This window comes from Formivibrio citricus (assembly GCF_900115065.1).
GTDB classification, from domain to species: Bacteria; Pseudomonadota; Gammaproteobacteria; order Burkholderiales; family Chitinibacteraceae; genus Formivibrio; species Formivibrio citricus.
In genome coordinates, this window is record NZ_FOVE01000015.1 from 31,727 (window position 1) to 52,567 (window position 20,841).

Genomic DNA, 20,841 nt, shown 5'->3' on the forward strand with positions numbered 1-20,841 from the left:
TTCCGGTTCCTGCGCTCCATCCTCTCGCCACCTGCTTTGGCTCGCTCGCTTACTGAAATAGGCATGTGGATTCGCAGGGTGCGCCGTGCGCACCGTTCATTCAAATGCTGTTCCCGCGTGCGCACGCTGCAGGCTTGGATGATTCGGAAATCTTTTATCGGGAGGTATGTATGGAAACGATTGAAATTCGCATCGAAGGCATGAGCTGCGAAGGGTGCTCCGGCAGCGTTACGCGGCGCCTGCAGGCTGTGCCGGGCGTGGCCAGCGTAGAAGTCATGTTGAAGCCGGGGGCGGCGCGGATCGATTTTGATCCGGAGAAGACCGGCGTGGCAGCCCTGGAGGCGGTGATCGAAGAGGCGGGTTTCGATGTCGTCCGCTGATTGCTGTGGCGTCGAAAGCGAGCGCCGGGTTGAGCGTCAGAACAAGGATGCGCTAACCAAGCGCCTCAATCGTATCGAAGGCCAGGTGCGCGGCATCAACCGGATGGTCGAAGAAGACCGGTATTGTATCGATATCCTGACGCAGGTCGCTGCCGCGAAATCGGCGCTGGATGCCATTGCGCTGCAATTACTGGAAAGCCATGCTCACGGTTGCGTGAAGCAGGCAATTGAATCCGGAGAGGGGGAAGCCGCAATCGGGGAACTGGTGACGGTCGTGAAGCGGATGGTGGGCGGGTAATCCCCATTTAAAAATCGCCAGCGACTTTGTCGATTTCGCCTGCCGCATTTTTTGCGTGTTTCTTCCGCGTCTGGGGCCGGAATTTCAAAAATGGAATAACGCATTGTCCGGAAGCAGAAACAAAAAAACCGGCCAATGTGCCGGTTCATGTTTTTGTGCAAACCATCCTCGATGCATGAAAGCAAGGAAACTGGCGGAGCGGACGGGACTCGAACCCGCGACCCCCGGCGTGACAGGCCGGTATTCTAACCAACTGAACTACCGCTCCGCAGCGGTATTGCCTTTCGATTTTGGTGGGTGGTGACGGGATCGAACCGCCGACATTCTGCTTGTAAGGCAGACGCTCTACCAACTGAGCTAACCACCCGCCGTCGAAAGAGGGCGCATTAAACCATTCCCGGTTTGGGGTGTCAACACTTCGGTGCAAAATTTTCTGTTTTGCCTGGAAAATATTTTCCGGCAAGCGGGTGGCGGTTAAAAAAGTCGTTGTGCTGTGCCATGATCGAACTTGAAGAAATTGCAGGAAGGCGTGGCGAACAGAGATGGGCAGGTCAAGACAGGATCAGCGTAGTGCGCGGCGGGTGCCGGTCAGCTTTCGTGCCAAGATCAGGGTGGAGGGGGGGAGCTACGCGTTCTACGGTGAATGCACCGATCTCAGTGTGGGGGGCATGACGTTGCGTACCAGCTATGTGCCCCGCCCCAACGAGGAGTTCGAGGTCTACCTGCTGCCGCCGCAGATCGGCAAATCGGTTCGCCCTTTTTCTGCTCGCGTGCGGGTGATGCGCTGCCATGAGATCGAACGCAATCGCCTGTATGAAATAGGCCTTGCCACGTTGGAGGTGCTGGCGTGAGTATTTCTCGTCTGTGGATCTTGTGCCTGTTTTGGTTGCCGTTGCGTGCGATGGCCGTTGCGCTTGATCCCGTTGTCGTGAATGTCGAGGACGAGGCCGACCATGTTGTCCTGTCGGCCAGCTTCAGCGTGCCCGTCCCCCGCGATCAAGCGTGGGCAGTCATGGTGGATTTCGAAAACATGCCTCGCTTCATGCCGTTTTTGAAGTCCAGCAGGGTGCTCTCCCGTAACGGAAACACCTTGCGGGTATTGCAGACCGGCACCGCGCCGGTTGTATTCCTGAATATCTCCTATGAATCGGTGCGGGAAATAGACTTGCAGCCGTTTTCTGAAATTCGTGCGCATTCGGTCGGCGGTAACGCCGGGATGCTGAAAAGTGTTGCCAAGCTAACTGCCCGCGATCAGCGGACCGAGGTAAGTTATCGGGCGGACTGGTGGCCGACGAGTGCGCTGGCGGCCGGGTTCGGGGGAAACACCATGCGCGATTTGCTCGGCAAGCAATTTACCGCCATGCGCCAGGAAATGATCCGCAGGCAGCCGCGTCTGTGATTTGCCCCAGGGCATTGCAGACGAACATGCCTCCCGGCATCATTGCGCCTTTGCTCCTGATCGTTTCCCGTCATGAAGACCATTGTTCTCAAGGTTGATGTCGATACGTTCCGCGGTACGCGCGAGGGTGTGCCGCGTCTCGTCGAATTGTTCCGCTCTCGCGGGGTCAACGCCACTTTTCTGTTCAGTCTGGGGCCGGACCATACCGGCCGCGCCATCAAGCGCGTGTTTCGTCGCGGCTTCATGAAAAAGGTATCCCGCACCTCGGTGCTGGAGCATTACGGGCTGAAAACCCTGATGTATGGCACCTTGCTGCCGGGGCCGGACATCGGCCGGCGCTGGGGCGACATTCTGCGCGGCGTGGAGGCGTCGGGTTTCGAGGTGGGTATTCACTGTTGGGACCACATCCGCTGGCAAGATGGCGTTGCCAAGGCCGACGAGGGATGGACAAAGGAAGAGCTCGACCGTGCAGCCGAACGTTTCGAGGAAATTTTCGGGCACCCGGCCAGGACTCATGGCGCTGCAGGCTGGCAGATGAACCGTGCAGCCTACCGCCTTGAGCAGCGCATGGGGTTGGCTTATGCCTCCGATACGCGCGGCACGCATCCGTTCTGGCCCATCGTCGAGGGTGAACCGGTACGTTGCTTGCAGATTCCCACCACCTTGCCGACGCTTGACGAGCTGCTCGGCTTCGAAGATATCACGCCGGATACGGTTCACAATCGCCTGATCCGCGCCACGGTGGAAGTGCCCGAATACGGGCACGTCTTCACCCTGCACGCCGAGCTGGAAGGGATGAAGTTGTTGCCGGCGATGGAGCGCATGCTCGATGGCTGGGCCGAGCAGGGATACCGCATGATCTCTCTAGCCGATTATTACGGCATGCTGAATCCGGCCAGCCTGCCCTACCATGCCGTCGAGATGGGGGAAGTAGAAGGCAGGGCCGGTTTGCTGGCGGTGCAGGGCACGAGTTTTTCCTTCTGATCCCCTCCATCTGTTGCGGGGCGCGGTCTGTAAAATATGAACGGGCCAGTGTTGTATTTGTGCCCCGCAACACCCTCGGTAGACGTTCCCGGTTTGTATTCTTTCTGCCATCGGGTAACATGCGAAGTATAGCTATGTTGCGCCGCAGCAATGCGGCAAAAGGTTGTCATGCCTCTTTCCGAACTGTTTCCTTCGATGCTCTGGCGGCACTTCGCCACGATCTGTTCCTTCCCTCACGGCTCCGGCCAAGAAACGGCACTGCGTGATCAGATCAAAAGCTGGGCTGAAGCCCGCGGCTTGGCCGCCCGCCTCGATGCTGCCGGCAACCTGATCCTGAGCAAGCCAGCGACAGCGGGTTGCGAGAATCGAGTCGGCGTGATCCTGCAGGCACATCTCGACATGGTGTGCCAGAAGAACCAAGGAAATCCGCATGATTTTCTGGCTGATCCGATTGTCCCTGTAGTTGAAAATGGCTGGGTACATGCCCAAGGCACCACGCTTGGTGCCGACAACGGGATCGGTGTGGCAGCCGCGTTGGCGGCTCTGGAATCGTCGGATATTGCGCATGGCCCGCTCGAAGTTTTGCTGACTCTCGATGAAGAGGCCGGCATGACCGGCGCGCGCGCACTTGAAACAGGAGATCTGCATGGCAAGCTCCTGTTCAATCTGGATACGGAAGACTGGGGCGAGCTCTATGTAGGCTGTGCCGGCGGGCTGGACATGACCGTGCATCGCCATGTGGTCCGCGAGGCCATTTCCGCAGCCTTCGTGCAGCGCAAGATCTCGATTTCTGGCCTGGTGGGCGGACATTCCGGTTGCGACATCCATCTGCAGCGCGCCAACGCGATTCGCTTGCTGGCGCGTCTGCTTCAGGATATCCGCAAGCAGACCGACCTGCGCCTGGTCAAAATGAACGGCGGAACCGTGCGCAATGCCTTGCCGCGTGAAGCGTTTGCCGTGGTCGCGGTGCCGGCGTGCGACGCGAATATCCTCGATCTGCTGGCGCAAGTGACGCAAGACCAGTTCCGCATGGAGTACGCCGGAGTGGATGAGAGTATCCGCGTCGAGGTTTCAGAGGGCGGTAATGGCTCCATGCTGCGCGCAGCGGATACACAAACCGTGATTGATCTGCTGCTGGCTTTGCCCTACGGTGTGCGGCGCTGGAACCATGCCATGCCCGATGTCGTGGAAACGTCGAACAATATTGGCGTGGTCAATCTGAACGGCGAATTCGAAACCATCCTGATGGTGCGTTCGCTGACAGATGCCGGATGCAACGAACTGGCCGCAGCCATTGAGGCTTGCTCGCGTCTGGGGGGGGCGCAGGTGGCGCGGGGCAATGCCTATCCCGGCTGGAATCCCGATCTGTATTCCCGCGCGCTGAAAGTGGCTCAGACGGTATACCGTGAGCAATACGGCGAAGAAGCCAAGGTAAAAGTCATCCATGCCGGACTGGAGTGCGGTCTGATCGGAGACAAATATCCGCGCCTGGAAATGGTTTCTTTCGGCCCGACCATCCGCAATGCCCACTCGCCAGCCGAAAAGGTCGAGATCGAATCGGTGGGGAAGTTCTGGGAGTTTCTCAAGGCATGCCTGAAGGCCGTGCCTGTGGCTGCGTGAAAATTACATAAATATTCATGTCTGACGAAATGGCTTCTAAGCTGTAAAGATTAACCTTTTATTTTCATGGAGTTGCAACATGAGTCTGTACATCGAAGACATCCAGGTCGGCATGACCGCCGATTACCGCAAGACCCTGACCGAGACGGATGTGGTTCTGTTCGCCGGTCTGACGGGCGACAACAACCCCATGCACATCGACGAAGAATTTGCCTCCGAAACCCGCTTTGGCGGGCGGATCGTGCATGGTTTGCTGACCTCCAGTCTGCTGTCTTCGGTGATCGGGATGAAGATGCCGGGGCCGGGCTGTATCTACATGAGCCAGAACCTGCGCTTCCTCAAGCCGGTCAAGATCGGCGACACCGTTACGGCACGCACCACGGTGGTGGAAGTGGTTGCGGAAAAACAGCGCGTACGCATGGCGACCGAATGCCTGGTGCGCGGCGAAAAGGTGCTCGATGGCGAAGCCACGGTCTGGGTGCCGAAAAAGCCGGCCTGAATTTGACGGGCATGAACGCCAAGCCTTGGTTGCCTCACAGCAGCCAGGGCTTTTTTGTGTGCGCGTGCCGTGCAATCGATCCGTAGGGGGCTGTTGAGCAAAGCGAAACGCACCACTGCTTTTGCATTTACAATTCCTGTTTTTCAAGCGGATTGACCATGCTTGCCCATCTTGAACAACTCGGGGTTGCACAGGTTCCCTCCGCGGCGCTGTATCCGGCGTGGCATGAAGCGGCCGATCCGGGGTTACCGTTGCTGGAAATCAACAATCGTCACGGCCGGGCCGTAGTGGCCTTGCAGGGGGCTCAGGTGTTGTCCTGGCAGCCGGCGGGGAGGGAAGAGATGCTGTGGTTGTCTCCGCGTAGCCGCATGCAGACCGGCAAGGCGATTCGCGGCGGGATTCCGCTCTGTCTGCCGTGGTTCGGTCTGGCGGCGGATGGCAGTATGCAGCATGGCTTTGCCCGAATTTCGGACTGGGCTTTGACCGAGGCGCACTCGCAGTCCGATGGTTCGACCCGGCTGCTGCTGGAGCTCGCCGGGCAGTCGCCGCAGCCGGTCTGGCCGCATGCGTTCCGCTTCCGGATGGAAATCGTGCTGGCAGAACGGTTGACCCTGACCCTGAGCGCCGAAAACCGCAGCAACGCCCCCGCGCCGCTGGCCGCGCTATTCCACACCTACTTTGCGGTGTCCGATGTGCGCAGCGCCCGCGTCACCGGGCTGGAACAGACCCGCTATATCGACAAGCTCGATGCTTCGCGCCTCAAGCGCCAGACGGGCGCCGTGACCATCGAAGCCGAAACCGACCGTATCTATCTCGACGTGCCCGCCGAGCAGATTCTGCACAGTCTGGCTGGCACCATGCGTATCGAATCGGATGCCAAGAGTTGCGTCGTGTGGAATGCTTGGGATAATGACAGGAATATCGCCGATCTGGGCGCGGGCAACCATGCCGGTTACCTGTGCGTCGAGCGCGGCAACGTGGCCGATCATGCCGTGACCCTGCAACCGGGCGCGAAGCATGAAATCCGGATGACACTGAGTGAATTGGGGACACATGCATTACGAGGATCTGCGCGATTTCATCGCCAGGCTTGAAGCGCAAGGCGAGCTCAAACGCATTGCCGTGCCGGTTTCGCCGCATCTGGAGATGACCGAAGTCTGCGACCGGGTGCTGCGCACGCAAGGCCCGGCTTTGCTGTTCGAGAACGTGCCGGGCCACACCCTGCCGGTGCTGGGCAACCTGTTCGGTACACCGCGCCGCGTCGCGCTGGGTATGGGGGCGGAAGACGTCGGCGCGCTGCGCGAAGTCGGCAAGCTCTTGGCCTACCTCAAGGAGCCGGAGCCGCCCAAGGGCCTGCGCGATGCATGGGAGAAATGGCCGGTATTGAAGCAGGTGCTGAACATGGCGCCGAAAACGGTGCGCAAGGCGCCTTGTCAGGAGATCGTGATCGAAGGGCCGGATATCGATCTGGCCAAATTGCCGATCCAGCATTGCTGGCCGGGCGATGTTGCGCCGCTGATTACCTGGGGGCTGGTGGTCACGCGCGGCCCCGGCAAAGCGCGTCAGAACCTCGGCATCTACCGCCAGCAGGTGATCGGCCACAACAAGGTCATCATGCGCTGGCTGGCGCACCGCGGCGGCGCGCTGGATTTTCGCGAACATGCGCGCTTAAATCCGGGCCAGCCGTACCCGGTGGCGGTGGTGCTGGGCTGCGATCCGGCCACGATCCTCGCCGCGGTGACGCCCGTGCCGGATAGCTTGTCCGAATACCAGTTCGCCGGTTTGCTGCGCGGCGCCAAGACCGAACTCGTCCAATGTATCGGCTCCGACCTGCAGGTGCCGGCCCGCGCCGAAATCGTGCTGGAAGGCCACATCTACCCCGATGCTGATTCGCCGACGGGGTACGAGCAAGCGCTGGAAGGTCCCTATGGTGACCACACCGGCTACTACAACGAGCAGGACTGGTTCCCGGTGTTCACCCTCGACCGCATCACGATGCGCGAGAACGCCATTTACCACAGCACCTACACCGGCAAGCCACCCGACGAACCGGCCGTGCTCGGCGTGGCGCTGAATGAAGTGTTCGTGCCGATCCTGCAAAAGCAGTTTCCGGAAATCGTCGATTTCTACCTGCCGCCAGAAGGGTGCAGCTATCGCATGGCGGTGGTGTCGATCCGCAAACAGTATCCGGGCCACGCCAAGCGCGTGATGTTCGGTATCTGGTCGTTCCTGCGCCAGTTCATGTACACCAAGTTCATCGTGGTCGTCGATGACGACGTGGATGTGCGGGATTGGAAGGAAGTGATCTGGGCCATTACCACGCGCATGGATCCTGCCCGAGACACCACACTTGTGGAAAGCACGCCGATCGACTACCTCGATTTCGCCTCGCCGGTCAGCGGGCTGGGCGGCAAGATGGGGCTCGATGCCACCAACAAGTGGCCGGGTGAAACGGCCCGCGAATGGGGACGGCCGATTGTGCGGGATGAAGCGGTCAAAGCCAGAATCGACACCATCTGGGACGACTTGGGGCTGTAGCCATGTGGTTCATGGCGCAACTGGCCGAAAAACGCATCGAGGAAGCCCGCGACCGCGGCGATCTTGACAACCTGCCGGGCGCCGGCCAGCCCTTGCAGCTCGACGACGATCCGTTGGTCCCTGAACATCAGCGCATGGCCTATCGCATCCTGAAAAACAGTGGTTATTTACCGCCGGAGCTGGAAATGCACAAGGAGGCGGTCGAGATTGTGCTGCAACTGGCGAAGATTGATGCCGGAGCGGAGAAGGTTCAGTTGCTCGACCGACTGGCCCGCATCAATCTCTGGCTGGCGGAAACCGGCAAGCGCCAGTTGGTTGTCGATGAAGGTTATGCAGAACGTGTCGCGCAGCGCGTAAGCGCTCCCAATGCTGCTTGTGATAGGCTATCCTGAGCAAAGAAAGCACCAAATAATTAGAAGGAATACCGAGTTATGCTCACCCCGACGCCGTCGCGTGAATTTCACTTTACCGAGCAGGATTTCGAAAAGGTCCGCAAGCTGATTTACGACTATGCAGGCATCGCCCTGTCGCCGACCAAGCATGACATGGTCTACGGCCGGCTGGCACGCCGCCTGCGCGCGCTGGGGCTGACCACGTTCCAGCAATACCTGCAGATCCTGGAGCGTGGCGACAGCAAGGAATTCGAACTCTTTACCAATTCGCTCACGACCAATCTCACCTCACTGTTCCGCGAGTCGCACCATTTCGATGTGTTGCGCCAGCACTTGCAAGAACACAAGTCGCAGGGACTGTTCTCGATCTGGTGTGCGGCATCCAGCACCGGCGAAGAACCGTACTCCATCGCCATTACGGCCTGCGAAGCCTTTGACAGCCTGCGTCCTCCGGTGAAGATCATCGCCACCGATCTCGATACCAACGTGTTGGAAACGGCCAAGACGGCAATCTACAGCGGCGAGGAAGTGCAGAAGCTGACCCCGGCGCGCGTGCAGCGCTTTTTCAACAAGCTTCCGGATGGCCGCTATCAGGTCAAGCAGGAACTGCGCGACATGATCGTGTTCCGCCGTCTCAACCTTATCGAGCCCAACTGGATGATCCGCGGCCCCTTCGATTCGATTTTCTGCCGCAACGTGATGATCTATTTCGACAAGCCGACCCAGCTCAAGATCCTGCAGCGCTTCGCCCCCTTGTTGCGCGGCAACGGCTTGCTGTTCGTCGGCCATTCCGAGAACCTTTACCACGCCAATGACCTGTTCAAGCTCAAGGGCAAGACAGTTTACGAGCTGGTGAGTCCTTCGCTGGGGATGCCGAACGGGCGTTGAGATTTGCCGTGGTCCAGATGCAGCGCGCCCCTCGAAGAGGGGCGTTTTTCATGCGCAAGCGGTATGGGCTACTGCCGGAAGCGGTACCAGAGGCTTCCGGTGAGCTCCCGCAATGCGGTGCTGCTGGTGCGAAAGGCGCTGGCGCGTGGCAGGAACGCCAGGTAGTTCAGCGGTTCACGGCTGGCGTAGTCGGTCGGGGCCAAGGTGACCTTGAAACCTGCTGCTTCGAATGCACGGCGGGCGCGGGACAGGTGGTAAGCGCTGCTGACGAGCAGGATATGCCGGTGTTTCGGCTGCAGCAGGGCGGCGCTCATCGTGGCGTTGTCGCGTGTGTCGTTGGAGCCGGCCTCAATCCATTGCACGGGCACGTTGAATTCGCGGGTCAGGATTTCGCGCATCAGCTCGGCCTCGGCGATGCCGCCTGCGGGCGATCCGCCGCTGACGAGCAACGGCTTGCCAGTCTGACGCTGCAGACGGGCGGCGTGGCGCAGGCGGGCCAGCGTTTCGTCGTTGACCGTTTCTCCACGCGGTTGGTCAAAGGCAGAGAAGCGTTTTCCGCCCCCAAGGCAGACAATCGCGTCAATCTGCTTGAGAGGAGCGTTGGCGGGAAGGGGCGGTGCTTCGACCTGCGTCATCAGCCAGCCGGCCATGATCGGCGAGCTCAAGAGGTAGAGCAGGGCGGTCGAGAGCCCCGCCAGCCGTCTGCCGTAGGGGTGTTGCCAGCGCCACAGTCCGATGGTCAGCAGCAACACCAGACACCCTGGCGGCATGAAGAGTGCACGCAGCGTTTCCTTGGCAAGCCATTCCGAGGCCAGGTCCATGGCGATTCTCCATAAAAAACGGGCTGCAATAGGATTGCAGCCCGGCGTCGAGACGACAAGTCGTTGCGTAAACTGTTACTCGCCGAGATAGGCTTCCTGAATCTTGGTGTTGGCCAGCAGGTTCTCTGCCGTGTCGGAGAGCGTAATGCTGCCGGATTCCATCACATAGCCGCGGTTGGCGGTTTGCAGTGCCAGCTTGGCGTTCTGTTCGACCAGCAGCATGGTTACGCCTTCGGCGGCGATCATGCGGATGATCTCGAAGATTTTCTGCACGATGATCGGTGCCAGACCCATGGACGGCTCGTCCAGCAGCAGGAGCTTGGGGCGGCTCAACAGCGCGCGGCCAATGGCGACCATCTGCTGTTCGCCGCCCGAAAGCGTACCGGCGAGCTGCTTCATGCGCTCCTTCAGGCGCGGGAACAGTTCGTAGACCCGTTCCAGGTCCTGCTTGATCGCGGCCTTGTCGTTGCGCACGTAGGCACCCATGAGCAGGTTTTCTTCCACCGTGAGGCGACTGAAAATGCCACGCCCTTCCGGAACCATGACCAGACCGTGGTTGACGTGCTCGTGCGCCGGCATACGGGTGATCGACTGGCCGTTGAAGAGGATGTCGCCCTCAGCCGGCTTGACCATGCCGACCAGCGTTTTCAGTGTGGTGGTCTTGCCGGCTCCGTTGGCGCCGATCAGGGCAACCAGTTCGCCTTGCTTGATTTCGAGATCGATGCCCTTGACGGCGTGAATGCCACCGTAGGCTACCTTGAGGTTCTTGACTTGCAGCATGTTGCAGCCTTCCTTATTCCGGAGCGACGCCTAGATAGGCTTCGATCACGCGCGGGTTGCTCTTGACTTCTTCCGGGCGGCCTTCGGCAATCTTCTTGCCGTAATCCAGCACCGCGATGCGGTCACAGAGCCCCATCATCAGTTTCACGTCGTGTTCGATCAGCAGGATGGTCACGCCATCGTTGCGGATCTTTTGCATGAGTTCCTTGAGGTCTTCAGTTTCCTTCGGGTTCATGCCGGCTGCCGGTTCGTCGAGCGCCAGCAGTTGCGGATCGGTTGCGAGTGCACGGGCGATTTCCAGGCGACGCTGGTCGCCGTAGGAAAGGTTGCACGCGAGCTCCTCTGCATGGTGCGGAATGCCGACGTATTCCAGCAGTTCCATAGCCCGGGCGCGGATCGCTGCTTCTTCGTTCTTGACCTGCGGCGGGCGGAAAATCGCACCGAACACGCTGGCTTTGGTGCGCACATGGCGGCCGACCATGACGTTTTCCAGTGCCGACATGTTGGCGAACAGGCGGATGTTCTGGAAGGTACGGGCAATGCCGGAACCGACCACGATGTAGGGCTTCTGGCAGAACAGATCCTTGCCGTTGAAGGTGAACTTGCCTTCGTCGGGCTGGTAAAGGCCGGTCAGCACGTTGAACAGGGTGGTCTTGCCTGCGCCGTTCGGACCGATCAGACCGTAGATTTCGCCTTGGTTGATGGTGAGGGCGACATCGTTCAGGGCATGCAGACCGCCAAAGCGTTTGTGGATGCCGGAAATTTCAAGCAGTACTTTAGTCATGGTTACGCTCCGCATCCTGCAGGTCGTCTTTTTCCTGCAGGGCAATACCCTTGGTAGCCGGGCGCAGTTCGGCGCGACGGCGCTTGGAGGGCCACAGTCCTTCCGGACGGACCAGCATGACGATGATCATGGCAGCGCCGAAAATCAGCATGCGCAGGGTTTCCGGATCGACGACCTTGCGGCCGACAACGGCCATTTGCAGCGGGTTGATGACATCGCGCAGGACTTCCGGAGTGATGGACACGATGATGGCGCCAAGAATGACGCCGGGGATGTGACCCATGCCGCCCAGAACCACCATGGAGAGCACCATGATCGATTCCATCAGGATGAAGGATTCCGGCGAGATGAAGCCTTGCAGGCTGGCGAACAGTGCGCCGGATACGCCGCCGAAGGTGGCGCCCATGGCAAAGGCCAGCAGCTTCACGTTGCGGGTGTTGATCCCCATCGCGTTGGCGGCGATTTCATCTTCGCGGATTGCAACCCAGGCACGGCCGAGACGCGAATTTTGCAAGCGGATCGACACAACGATGATCAGCGCGCAGAAGAACAGGATCAGATAATAGAACAGGTGCACCGGCTCGAACTGCAGGCCGAACCATTCGATGGGCTTGCCGAGGTTGTAGCCCAGGAACTGCGGCGGCAGGATGTTGTTGATACCCTGCGGGCCATTGGTCAGGTTGATCGGGCGATCCAAGTTGGTCATGAAGATGCGTACGATCTGGCCGAAGCCCAGCGTCACGATGGCGAGATAGTCGCCGCGCAGCTTGAGCGTCGGCGCGCCGAGCATGATGCCGAACACGCAGGCGACGATCGCACAGATCACGATCGAGACGACGAAGGGCGGGTACATCATCCAGGACGGCAGCATTGCCTGCAGGTGCGGCGAATTGAGCAGCGCATAGGTGTAGGCGCCGACCGCGTAGAAGGCGATGTAGCCGAAATCGAGCAGACCGGCATAACCGACCACGATGTTGAGGCCCAGCGCCAGCATGATGAAGAGCAACGCCATGTCCAGCGCGCGCAGGTAAGAGCTGCCGCTCTGGAAGCCGGAACTGATCATCCACGGCAGAACCAGGAGCAGCAGGCAGAAGGCAATCAGCGTGCCTTTCTTGCGGGGAAGGGAATTGATGAGATTCATTCGATTTTCTCCAGGCATCAGGCGCGTTCGGCAACCCGTTCGCCCATCAGGCCGGACGGACGGAAGATCAGAACGAGGATGAGGACGAGGAAGGCGAAGATGTCCTTGTACTGGCTGCCGAGGAAGCCGCCGGTCAAATCGCCCAGGTAGCCGGAACCGATACTTTCGATCAGTCCGAGCAGAATGCCGCCCAGAACCGCTCCGCCGAGGTTGCCGATGCCGCCCAGAACGGCTGCGGTGAAGGCTTTCAGGCCGATCATGAAGCCCATGTAGGCGTGCGCCTGGTCATAGTTGGCAGCCACCAGTACGCCGGCAACCGCGCCGAGCGCCGAGCCGATCATGAAGGTGAGGGAAATGATGTTGTTGACGTTAACGCCCATCAGACGGGCTACGTCCGGGCTTTGCGCGGTGGCGCGCATGGCGCGACCCATCTTGGTTCGCTCGATCAGCAGGAACAAGCCGATCAGCAGGACGATCGACAGAGCGATGATGGCGATTTGCAGTGTGGTGATGGAGGCTCCGCCGAATTCAACGACGTCCGAAGGGAGGATGGCCGGGAACGCGCGGTAGTTGCGGCCCCAGATCATCATGGCAGCCTGCTGCAGCACGATGGAAACACCGATGGCCGTGATCAGCGGCGCCAGACGCGGGGCCTTGCGCAGCGGACGGTAGGCGATGCGTTCGATCAGGTAGCCAAGCAGCATTGTGACCGGGATCGCCATGGCCAAGCCAAGGGCCAGCAACAGCGGGCCGGGCAGGTTGACGTTGTGTCCGATCAGGAAATTGATGCAGGTGATGGTGACCATCGCGCCGATCATCACGATTTCGCCGTGGGCGAAGTTGATGAGCTGCAGGATGCCATACACCATGGTGTAGCCCAGCGCGATCAGTGCGTAGACGCTGCCGACGACCAGGCCGTTGATGATTTGCTGAAGAAAGATGTCCACTTCTCTGAATCCTGTGAAGTATGCAGTTGCGGGGAAATTCTACCGTAACAGTTTTTTGCTTGCGGGAAGTTACACTTTCGCGTGTCAGGAAGATACTTGCGATTATCCCCAACTCATGAGGGGGCGACTCAATATGAAAACAGGGTGGCAGCGCCACCCTGTCTGTATTGCGTGAAAAGCTGGAATTACTTCTTGGCTGCGCCGCCAACAACTTCCATGATTTCCCACTTGCCGTTCTTCACCTGGTAGATGGTGATGGCGCCGTCCTTGATGTCGCCCTTGGCGTCGAAGGAGATCGGGCCGGTTACGCCGCCAGAATAGCTAACCTTGGCGAGTTCCGGCAGGTACTTGGCCGGTTCGCTGGAGCCTGCCTTCTTCATGGCTTCGACCATGACCAGAACGGCATCGTAGCTGTTCGGGGCGTAGAGCTGAACTTCGGTGTTGAACTTCTGCTTGAACTTGGCGAGGAATTCCTTGCTGCCCGGCATGCGCTCCTTTGGTTGACCCGGGATCGAGGCGTAAGCACCTTCGGCATCGGCTCCGGCGAGCTTGATGAATTCCGGAGTTTGCCATGCATCGGCGCCCATCAGGGTGGCCTTGATGCCGAGTTTCTTCGCCTGCTTCTTCAGCGGAGCGCCTTGTGCATCCAGGCCACCGTAGAAGATCAGGTCAGGCTGCGTACCCTTGATCGAAGTCAGGATGGAGTTGAAGTCGGTTTCCTTGTCGTTGGTGAATTCGCGCTTGACCACGGTGGCGCCGGCAGCCTTGGCTGCTTTTTCGAATTCATCAGCCAAGCCTTGGCCGTAAGCGGTACGGTCGTCAATGATGGCAACCTTCTTGGCCTTGAGGGTCTTGACCGCATATTCAGCCAGTACCTTGCCCTGTTGCGCATCGTTGGCAATCAGACGGAAAGTGGTTTTGTAACCTTGCGCGGTGTAGGCGATCGCGGTCGACGACGGGGTGATTTGCGGAATGCCGGCGTCCGAGTAGATCTTGGAGGCAGGAATCGAGGTGCCCGATTGCAGGTGGCCCACCACACCGACGACCTTCTGGTCGACAAAGCGTTGTGCGACGGTAGTGGCGGTCTTCGGATCGCCCTGATCGTCTTCGGCAACCAGAACCAGCTTCATCTTCTTGCCGGCAAGCTCAACGCCACCAGCTTCGTTGAAGGTGTCCACGGCCAGACGCGCGCCGTATTCCAGATCCTTGCCGATGTGGGCAATGTTGCCGGTCAGAGGGCCGGCGTAGCCGATCTTGATGGTGTCGCCAGCTGCGGCGGGGGCCGAGGCCGGGGCAGAGGCGGGTTTGGTTTCGGCCTTCTTGGCTGGTTCCTGCTTGCCGCAGGCAGTGATGGCCAGCACGGCGGCGGCGATCATGCTGTAACGTGCGATGCTCATGGGTGGGGTTCCTGTCTTTTTGTGGTGGTTGAGGCAGACCCTTTATGAGTTGCCTTATGGTGATTAGAGGTCTGCATTAGGGTTTGTAGCAATTAGTACAAACCCCAATGGGTAAGGAAAAGCCGGGAAGAGCGATCCTCCCGGCTTCATCGGCATGTGCAGTATTGACTTATTTGCCGCCGCCTACGGTTTCAACGATCTCCCATTTGCCCTTCTTGACCTGGTAGATAGTGATGGCGCCGTTCTTGAGGTCGCCCTTTTCGTCGAAAGCAATCTTCCCGGTCACGCCCGAGTAATCGACCTTGCTCAGTGCTGGCAGGTATTTGGCCGGTTCGGTCGAGCCGGCCTTCTTCATGGCTTCAAGCATGACCATGACAGCGTCGTAGCAGTTCGGGGCGTAAAGCTGGACTTCGGTGTTGAATTTCTGCTTGAACTTGGCGAGGAATTCCTTGCCGCCCGGCAGTTGCTCCTTGGGCAGTCCCGGGATCGAAGCGTAGGTGCCTTCGGCATCGGCGCCGGCCAGTTTGATGAATTCGGGAGTCTGAGCGCCGTCAGCACTCATGACCGGAGCCTTGATGCCCAGCTTGCGGGCTTGCTTGGTCAGCGGTGCAGCCTGGGCATCCATGCCGCCGTAGAAAATCAGCTCCGGCTTGACGCCCTTGATTGTGGTCAGGATCGAGTTGAAGTCGGTTTCCTGGTTGGTGGTGAACTCGCGCTTGACGATTTCCGCGCCAGCCGCTTTGGCGGCCTTCTCGAATTCGTCAGCCAAGCCTTGGCCATAGGCGGTACGGTCGTCGACGATGGCAACCTTCTTGGCCTTGAGTTTGTTCACTGCAAACTGGCCCAGCACCTTGCCTTGCTGCGCATCGTTGGCCATGACGCGGAAGGTGGTCTTGAAGCCTTGCGCGGTGTAGGCCACGGCGGTGGCGGACGGGGAGATTTGCGGGATGCCGGCATCGGAATAGATCTTCGAAGCCGGGATGGTTGTGCCGGAATTCAGGTGGCCGATCACGCCAGACACTTTTTGATCGACGAAACGCTGGGCGACTGTGGTAGCGGTTTTCGGGTCGGCCTGATCGTCTTCCGAGATCAACTCGATCTTGAGCTTCTTGCCGGCGATTTCCACGCCACCGGCCGCGTTGATTTCGTCCACGGCCATGCGCACGCCGTTTTCGTTGTCCTTGCCGAGGTGGGCGATGTTGCCGGTCAGCGGAGCGGCGTGGCCGATCTTGATGATGTTCGCGGACTTGGCAGGCGCAGAGGCATCGGATTTGGCTGCCGGCTGCGAGGCCTGTTTGGTGGGTTCCTGTTTGCCGCATGCGGTCATGGCCAACACAGCGGCTGCTATCAGGCTGTAACGAGCGATAGTCATTTTTGTTTCCCTGTCTAATGTGTCGATGTAGTTTGAATGCCCAATGGCCTTGCCGTCCTGCCGGTTGTTGCAGATTTCTGCTGATGCTCTTGTCTTGGGGCGGCGGGCTGCACACCCGCCATTGGACCCGTTCATTAATAAAGCATCGGTGGGTAGATTGCAATGCGGGAAAGCGGAATGAAAAAGGCCGTAGCGGAACTGCTACAGCCGGGCGCGAAAACGTAAGGGATAACCCGTAGATGCGGACTCGTTCAGCGCTTCCCAGGGGGTATGCCAGTTCCATCCGGAAACGGGATGAGGAAGTGGCGCGCAGACGGCACGGGTGGCACGGCAAGCGCCGATGACGAAGTATCGTTTTTATTTGAAACTGGAATCATACGGCCAGATCGATCTGTTGTACCGTGCCGCCGCTGCCGTCTTCGTTGAGGTAAATGCCGGCAGCGCGGGCTTGGCCGAGCTCTTGGTTCTGGGCGTTATTCAGGCTGAAATCTGCCTTGGCATTGCCGAGGTAGATCGCGCCTATGCCCTGCGATTGCAGATTGACCAGTTTATCGGTGCCGCTGGCATCCTTGATCCACAATCGGAGCTGTGCAAACGCGGCATCGTTTTCGTCGATCCAGCGGTTGCCGTCGCCGTCGAGGTTGGCCAGATCGGCAAAGCCGTCGCCGCTCTGCGGGCCGAACAGCTCGCGCCCGTCGTTGACTTTCCCGTCGCCGTTGCGGTCGAGCACGAGGAAAGCGCTGCCCGCGTTGAGCAGGCTGATGTTGTCTTTCTGGCCGTCGGCATCGAGGTCGAAAGCGAAGGTTTGCTCGGACAGGGTGGCTGCCGGGGCGTTGTAATTGATCACCAGGGGGTCTTTCTTCGGTCGAGCCAGGCTGCCGCTGGCAGCGCTGAAACTGAGCTCCTCGCGGAAGCTGCGGCTCATGACGAGTTCGGCGCTGAATTCGATCTCCTTCCCGTCGGAGGTCTTGATGATGCCGGCAGCCTGGAATTGCACGGATTCGCTTTCCTCGTAGACCTCGCGGTAATCGATGGCAATACCACCTTCGGGCGTGGCTTCAACAGCCTGGGGGGAGGCTTGAGTCGGCGCGGCAGTTCCCTTGGCGATGCCGAGCCTGCCGTGGAACAGCTTCATTTCCTTGCCGGTCAGGAATTCCACCAGAATTTTGACTAACTGATAGCGCGGGTCGTTCTCCAGCGCCTCTTCCGGATCAACAGCTTGCGCGGCCTTGGCCTTGCCGGTTTCGGACAGGCTCACTTCCGGACGCGGTGCGGCGGTTCCTGCTTCTTCGATCTGGATGTTGAGTTCGGTCTGGTGTTGCGAGCTGTAGCTGCGCTGCGTGGCAAGCGCCACGGTGCTTTCGGCGATTTTCATGGTGGTGCGACTCCGGCTGCATACCTCCGATATATCGGCTGCTCCGGAGCAGAATTCAGATCGTGCCGCTTTCCGCCAGCGAGACAATCCGATGGGCGGCAACAATGAAGTGGTCAAGCAGTTTTACGTCGATCAGCTCCAGCGTGGATTGCAACTGGCGGGTCAGCGCGATGTCGGCTGCCGAGGCTTCTGCGCGCCCGGATGGATGGTTGTGGGCGACGATCAGCGCCGCCGCATTGTGCTGCAGGGCACGGCGGGCGAGTTCGCGCGGGTAGACCCGGGTTTCGTTGAGGCTGCCGCGAAACAACACTTCTGCTGCGATCAGCCGGTGTCCGGAATCAAGAAACAATGCGTGGAACTCTTCGGCGGCGAGGCCGCGCAAGCGCAGTTGCAGGAATTGACGTACCGCTTCTGGCGAGCTGAAGGCGTCGCGTTCCTGCAACTCTTCGACCAGCGCGCGGCGGGCCATTTCCAGCACTGCCTGCAACTGGGCATATTTGGCTTCGCCCATGCCGTTGATGGCGGCAAAATCCTTCAGTGGCGCGTGAAACAGCGCTTCGAGCGAACCGAAATGGCCAAGCAGCTCTTGCGCCAGATCGACGGCGCTCTTGCCCGGCAAGCCGACGCGCAGGAAGATCGCCAGCAGTTCAGCGTCGGTCAGGGCTTCGGCGCCTTTGGCGAGGAGCTTTTCACGCGGGCGGGCCTCGGCGGGCCAATCGGTAATGGGCATGGAGGACGGGTTTCCGGTTAAACTTGTCCCGTTCAGGATAGTCGGTACGGAACCAACATGAATCAGAAAAAAATCCTGCTGGGTGTGACGGGCGGTATCGCGGTCTACAAGTCGGCGGAACTGGTGCGCCAGCTCGTCAAGGCCGGGCATGAAGTGCAGGTGGTGATGACGCGTTCGGCCACGGAATTCGTCGGCCCCGTGACCTTCCAGGCGCTGACCGGGCGTGATGTGTTCGTCGATATGTGGGACAAGCAGCGCGGCGACAGCATGGCGCACATCAGTCTCACGCGCTGGGCCGATGCTTTTGTTGTGGCGCCGGCGACGGCCAACTTCTTGGCCAAGCTGGCCAACGGTATCGCCGACGACCTGTTGTCGACGCTCGCCGCGGCGCGCGAGTGCCCGCTGCTGGTCGCTCCAGCGATGAACAAGCAGATGTGGGGCAACCCGGCCAATCAGCGCAATATCGTCCAGCTCAAGGCCGATGGTGTGGCCATTCTCGGGCCGGCTTCGGGTTTCCAGGCTTGCGGCGAAGTGGGCGAAGGCCGGATGCTGGAGGCGGAAGAAATCGCCCTGCATGTGGATGCGGCCCTGCAACCGAAACCGTTGGCCGGCAAGAAAGTGCTGATTACCGCCGGCCCGACCTTCGAGCGTATCGACGCCGTGCGCGGTATCACCAACCCCAGCTCGGGGAAAATGGGCTACGCCGTGGCGCGAGCCGCATGGGAAGCGGGCGCGGAAGTGACGCTGGTTTCCGGCCAGGTCAGCCTGACGCCGCCGCCGGGGTGCCGGCGCATCGACGTTGTTTCGGCCCAGGATATGCTCAATGCGGTCAACGCCGAAGTGGACGCTGCGGATATTTTCATCGGCGTGGCGGCGGTGGCCGACTACTATGTACTCAACCAGTCCGAGCAGAAGATCAAGAAGGATGCGCATATCCTGACGCTGGAACTGGCGCCGAATCCGGATATCCTCGCCAATGTCACGGCGCGCGACAATCCTCCGTTCTGCGTGGGCTTCGCCGCCGAATCGGAAAACCTGCTGGAATATGCCGAAGCCAAGCGCCGGCGCAAGAAACTGCCGTTGTTGGCCGCCAATCTGGTACAGACCGCGATTGGCGCGGACGATAACGAAATCATCCTCCTGGATGACGAAGGCGAGCATCGCCTGCCGCGCGCGGACAAGCTGGAACTGGCTCGCAAGCTGGTGGCACATGCCGCGCGCCTGTATGCCCGGCAAAACAAGGTTTGATTGACACTGGAGAATGACGATGGCAACGATCGATTTACGGATTCTGGACGAACGCCTGCGGGATAACCTGCCGGGCTATGCCACGCCCGGCGCTGCCGGGCTGGATCTGCGCGCCTGCCTGGATGCGCCGCTGGTGCTGGCACCGGGCACCACAGCGCTGGTGCCGACCGGTATGGCCATCCATATCGGCGATCCGGGGCTTGCCGCGATAATCCTGCCGCGCTCAGGGCTGGGGCACAAGCACGGCATCGTGCTGGGCAACCTCGTCGGCTTGATCGACTCTGACTATCAGGGGCAGTTGTTCGTCTCGGTATGGAACCGCGGACATGCTGCGTTTACCCTCCAACCGATGGAACGCATGGCTCAACTGGTCGTGGTGCCGGTGGTGCAGGCCACGTTCAACGTCGTGGAAACATTTGAGGAAAGCGACCGCGGCGAGGGCGGCTTCGGGAGCACCGGCAAGCATTGAGCTAGGCAGGTCATGCTCTCGCATGGCTGATCAGGCGCTCAAGATCTACCACTGCGTTGCGGGCCGTGGCCTGCCGTGCAGCATATAGCGCAGGTGCGCGCAGCGGCGTTCGCTCGTAGAGCATGTCCAGATCGTGCAGTTCTCCGAGGGCGGCTTGGCATTGTTTCAGTGGTGGATGTAGTTTGCCCCATGTTCGGGGTAGCCATTCGCCACCGTGCTCGATGAGGTAACGCAAGTGCTTGATGGTCAGGCGCAAGGCATGCCAATCGCGGGCATGGGTTTCCGGGCCGAGAACTGCGATTTGCTCGCGGATCGAATCCAGTAGATTGTCGGCACGTTTTTGTGCCCGCTTGCGCAGGGTGGGTGTTTCAGGAATGTTTTTCGGCGTTACCACCAGTTTCCGGCTGGCTTGCAATAGCAGGGGAAATTCGGCAGAGGCCAGCATCCGGAAAAGTTCGCGGCGTGCAATGACTTCTTCGGCCGCAAGTCGAATGCGGACGTTGCCGGTTTCTGCAGGAATATGGTCGAGCAATTCGATCAGGACTTCGAGATCCCGTACTGGGCTGGTGGCATGAGCGATAGATTTCCATTGATCGCGCAGGGCCTTGACCGGCTTTCTTTTGCCCAACAAGGGTAGAATGGCACGCAAGGCCCGGATGGCCACCCGCAGATCGTGCAAGCCTTCCGGATTCTCGTTTTCCCGTGTTCGTCGCCGGGCTGCAGCAATGCCGGAAAGGTGTTGCGACAAGCTGTTTTGCAGGATGGTCCTGCCTGGCATG

The 20,841-nt window shown here is 59.9% G+C and carries 22 protein-coding genes, 2 tRNA genes and 1 pseudogene; 13 read left to right on the top strand and 12 right to left on the bottom strand.

Annotated features, from left to right (window positions below; genetic code table 11):
* The first annotated feature begins 170 nt into the window (after nt 1-170).
* Together BMZ36_RS10285 and BMZ36_RS10290 are read left to right on the top strand one after the other, a co-directional pair.
* Nucleotides 171-380: a heavy-metal-associated domain-containing protein gene (locus BMZ36_RS10285; protein WP_091195909.1), complete on the top strand. Its 210-nt coding sequence runs from the start codon at nt 171-173 to the stop codon at nt 378-380.
* Nucleotides 367-678, top strand: a complete 312-nt coding sequence (locus BMZ36_RS10290; protein WP_091195666.1) for a metal-sensitive transcriptional regulator — start codon at nt 367-369, stop codon at nt 676-678. Before BMZ36_RS10285 ends, BMZ36_RS10290 begins: the two co-directional genes overlap by 14 nt.
* 191 nt (nt 679-869) lie before the next feature.
* On the opposite strand, the gene BMZ36_RS10295 is transcribed toward BMZ36_RS10290, so the two are convergent.
* Together BMZ36_RS10295 and BMZ36_RS10300 are read right to left on the bottom strand one after the other, a co-directional pair.
* A tRNA-Asp gene (locus BMZ36_RS10295) sits at nt 870-946 on the bottom strand.
* 23 nt (nt 947-969) lie between these two features.
* A tRNA-Val gene (locus BMZ36_RS10300) sits at nt 970-1,045 on the bottom strand.
* Between the two features lie 175 nt (nt 1,046-1,220).
* Between BMZ36_RS10300 and BMZ36_RS10305 the strand changes: the two genes are divergently transcribed.
* From BMZ36_RS10305 to BMZ36_RS10345, 9 genes are all read left to right on the top strand, one after another.
* Nucleotides 1,221-1,529 carry a PilZ domain-containing protein gene (locus tag BMZ36_RS10305; protein ID WP_091195669.1) on the top strand — a complete coding sequence of 103 codons (309 nt, stop codon included), beginning with the start codon at nt 1,221-1,223 and terminating at the stop codon, nt 1,527-1,529.
* Nucleotides 1,530-1,579: 50 nt separating this feature from the next.
* Entirely contained in the window at nt 1,580-2,077 is a 498-nt protein-coding gene (locus tag BMZ36_RS10310; RefSeq protein WP_091195672.1) for an SRPBCC family protein, read from the top strand.
* Between the two features lie 72 nt (nt 2,078-2,149).
* The gene (locus BMZ36_RS10315) at nt 2,150-3,061 is read left to right on the top strand and encodes a polysaccharide deacetylase family protein (RefSeq protein WP_091195675.1); all 912 of its coding nucleotides are present in this window, start codon (nt 2,150-2,152) and stop codon (nt 3,059-3,061) included.
* Between the two features lie 168 nt (nt 3,062-3,229).
* Nucleotides 3,230-4,681, top strand: a complete 1,452-nt coding sequence (locus BMZ36_RS10320; protein WP_091195914.1) for an aminoacyl-histidine dipeptidase — start codon at nt 3,230-3,232, stop codon at nt 4,679-4,681.
* A gap of 79 nt (nt 4,682-4,760) precedes the next feature.
* Nucleotides 4,761-5,180 (top strand): MaoC family dehydratase, encoded by a 420-nt coding sequence (locus BMZ36_RS10325; protein ID WP_091195678.1) that lies wholly within the window; start codon nt 4,761-4,763, stop codon nt 5,178-5,180.
* Between the two features lie 158 nt (nt 5,181-5,338).
* Entirely contained in the window at nt 5,339-6,274 is a 936-nt protein-coding gene (locus BMZ36_RS10330) for a D-hexose-6-phosphate mutarotase (RefSeq protein ID WP_091195682.1), read from the top strand.
* Nucleotides 6,234-7,718 carry a 4-hydroxy-3-polyprenylbenzoate decarboxylase gene (gene ubiD, locus BMZ36_RS10335; RefSeq protein WP_091195685.1) on the top strand — a complete coding sequence of 495 codons (1,485 nt, stop codon included), beginning with the start codon at nt 6,234-6,236 and terminating at the stop codon, nt 7,716-7,718. The genes BMZ36_RS10330 and ubiD overlap by 41 nt, the downstream gene beginning before the upstream one ends.
* 2 nt (nt 7,719-7,720) lie before the next feature.
* Nucleotides 7,721-8,110 carry a DnaJ family domain-containing protein gene (locus BMZ36_RS10340; RefSeq protein WP_091195688.1) on the top strand — a complete coding sequence of 130 codons (390 nt, stop codon included), beginning with the start codon at nt 7,721-7,723 and terminating at the stop codon, nt 8,108-8,110.
* A 39-nt stretch (nt 8,111-8,149) separates the two neighbouring features.
* A complete protein-coding gene (locus BMZ36_RS10345; RefSeq protein WP_091195695.1) occupies nt 8,150-8,998 on the top strand; it encodes a CheR family methyltransferase in 849 nt (282 codons plus the stop codon).
* 68 nt (nt 8,999-9,066) lie between these two features.
* Here the strand turns inward: BMZ36_RS10345 and BMZ36_RS10350 are convergent, their stop codons facing one another.
* The 9 genes from BMZ36_RS10350 to radC form a co-directional block, all read right to left on the bottom strand.
* Complete coding sequence (locus tag BMZ36_RS10350) at nt 9,067-9,819, bottom strand: YdcF family protein (RefSeq protein ID WP_091195699.1); 753 nt, start codon at nt 9,817-9,819, stop codon at nt 9,067-9,069.
* Nucleotides 9,820-9,894: 75 nt separating this feature from the next.
* Nucleotides 9,895-10,599 (bottom strand): ABC transporter ATP-binding protein, encoded by a 705-nt coding sequence (locus BMZ36_RS10355; RefSeq protein ID WP_091195703.1) that lies wholly within the window; start codon nt 10,597-10,599, stop codon nt 9,895-9,897.
* Between the two features lie 13 nt (nt 10,600-10,612).
* Nucleotides 10,613-11,383, bottom strand: coding sequence for an ABC transporter ATP-binding protein (locus tag BMZ36_RS10360; RefSeq protein WP_091195706.1), 771 nt, complete (start codon nt 11,381-11,383; stop codon nt 10,613-10,615).
* On the bottom strand, nt 11,376-12,524 hold the full coding sequence (locus BMZ36_RS10365) for a branched-chain amino acid ABC transporter permease (RefSeq protein WP_091195710.1): 1,149 nt from the start codon (nt 12,522-12,524) through the stop codon (nt 11,376-11,378). Before BMZ36_RS10365 ends, BMZ36_RS10360 begins: the two co-directional genes overlap by 8 nt.
* Before the next feature lie 17 nt (nt 12,525-12,541).
* The gene (locus BMZ36_RS10370) at nt 12,542-13,471 is read right to left on the bottom strand and encodes a branched-chain amino acid ABC transporter permease (protein WP_091195715.1); all 930 of its coding nucleotides are present in this window, start codon (nt 13,469-13,471) and stop codon (nt 12,542-12,544) included.
* A 185-nt stretch (nt 13,472-13,656) separates the two neighbouring features.
* Nucleotides 13,657-14,868 (bottom strand): branched-chain amino acid ABC transporter substrate-binding protein, encoded by a 1,212-nt coding sequence (locus BMZ36_RS10375; RefSeq protein WP_091195719.1) that lies wholly within the window; start codon nt 14,866-14,868, stop codon nt 13,657-13,659.
* Nucleotides 14,869-15,037: 169 nt separating this feature from the next.
* Entirely contained in the window at nt 15,038-16,240 is a 1,203-nt protein-coding gene (locus BMZ36_RS10380) for a branched-chain amino acid ABC transporter substrate-binding protein (protein ID WP_091195723.1), read from the bottom strand.
* 373 nt (nt 16,241-16,613) lie between these two features.
* On the bottom strand, nt 16,614-17,615 hold the full coding sequence (locus BMZ36_RS10385) for an SPM autocatalytic domain-containing protein (RefSeq protein WP_091195727.1): 1,002 nt from the start codon (nt 17,613-17,615) through the stop codon (nt 16,614-16,616).
* A 55-nt stretch (nt 17,616-17,670) separates the two neighbouring features.
* Nucleotides 17,671-18,345, bottom strand: coding sequence for a RadC family protein (radC, locus tag BMZ36_RS10390; RefSeq protein WP_091195730.1), 675 nt, complete (start codon nt 18,343-18,345; stop codon nt 17,671-17,673).
* Nucleotides 18,346-18,399: 54 nt separating this feature from the next.
* Here radC and coaBC point away from each other — a divergent pair.
* A pseudogene (gene coaBC / locus BMZ36_RS10395) lies at nt 18,400-19,593 on the top strand (bifunctional phosphopantothenoylcysteine decarboxylase/phosphopantothenate--cysteine ligase CoaBC); the annotation flags it as partial.
* A gap of 19 nt (nt 19,594-19,612) precedes the next feature.
* A complete protein-coding gene (gene dut, locus BMZ36_RS10400; RefSeq protein WP_177187854.1) occupies nt 19,613-20,062 on the top strand; it encodes a dUTP diphosphatase in 450 nt (149 codons plus the stop codon).
* Between the two features lie 10 nt (nt 20,063-20,072).
* On the opposite strand, the gene BMZ36_RS10405 is transcribed toward dut, so the two are convergent.
* The gene (locus BMZ36_RS10405; protein WP_091195743.1) at nt 20,073-20,840 is read right to left on the bottom strand and encodes a CHAD domain-containing protein; all 768 of its coding nucleotides are present in this window, start codon (nt 20,838-20,840) and stop codon (nt 20,073-20,075) included.
* Between the last annotated feature and the right edge of the window lies 1 nt (nt 20,841).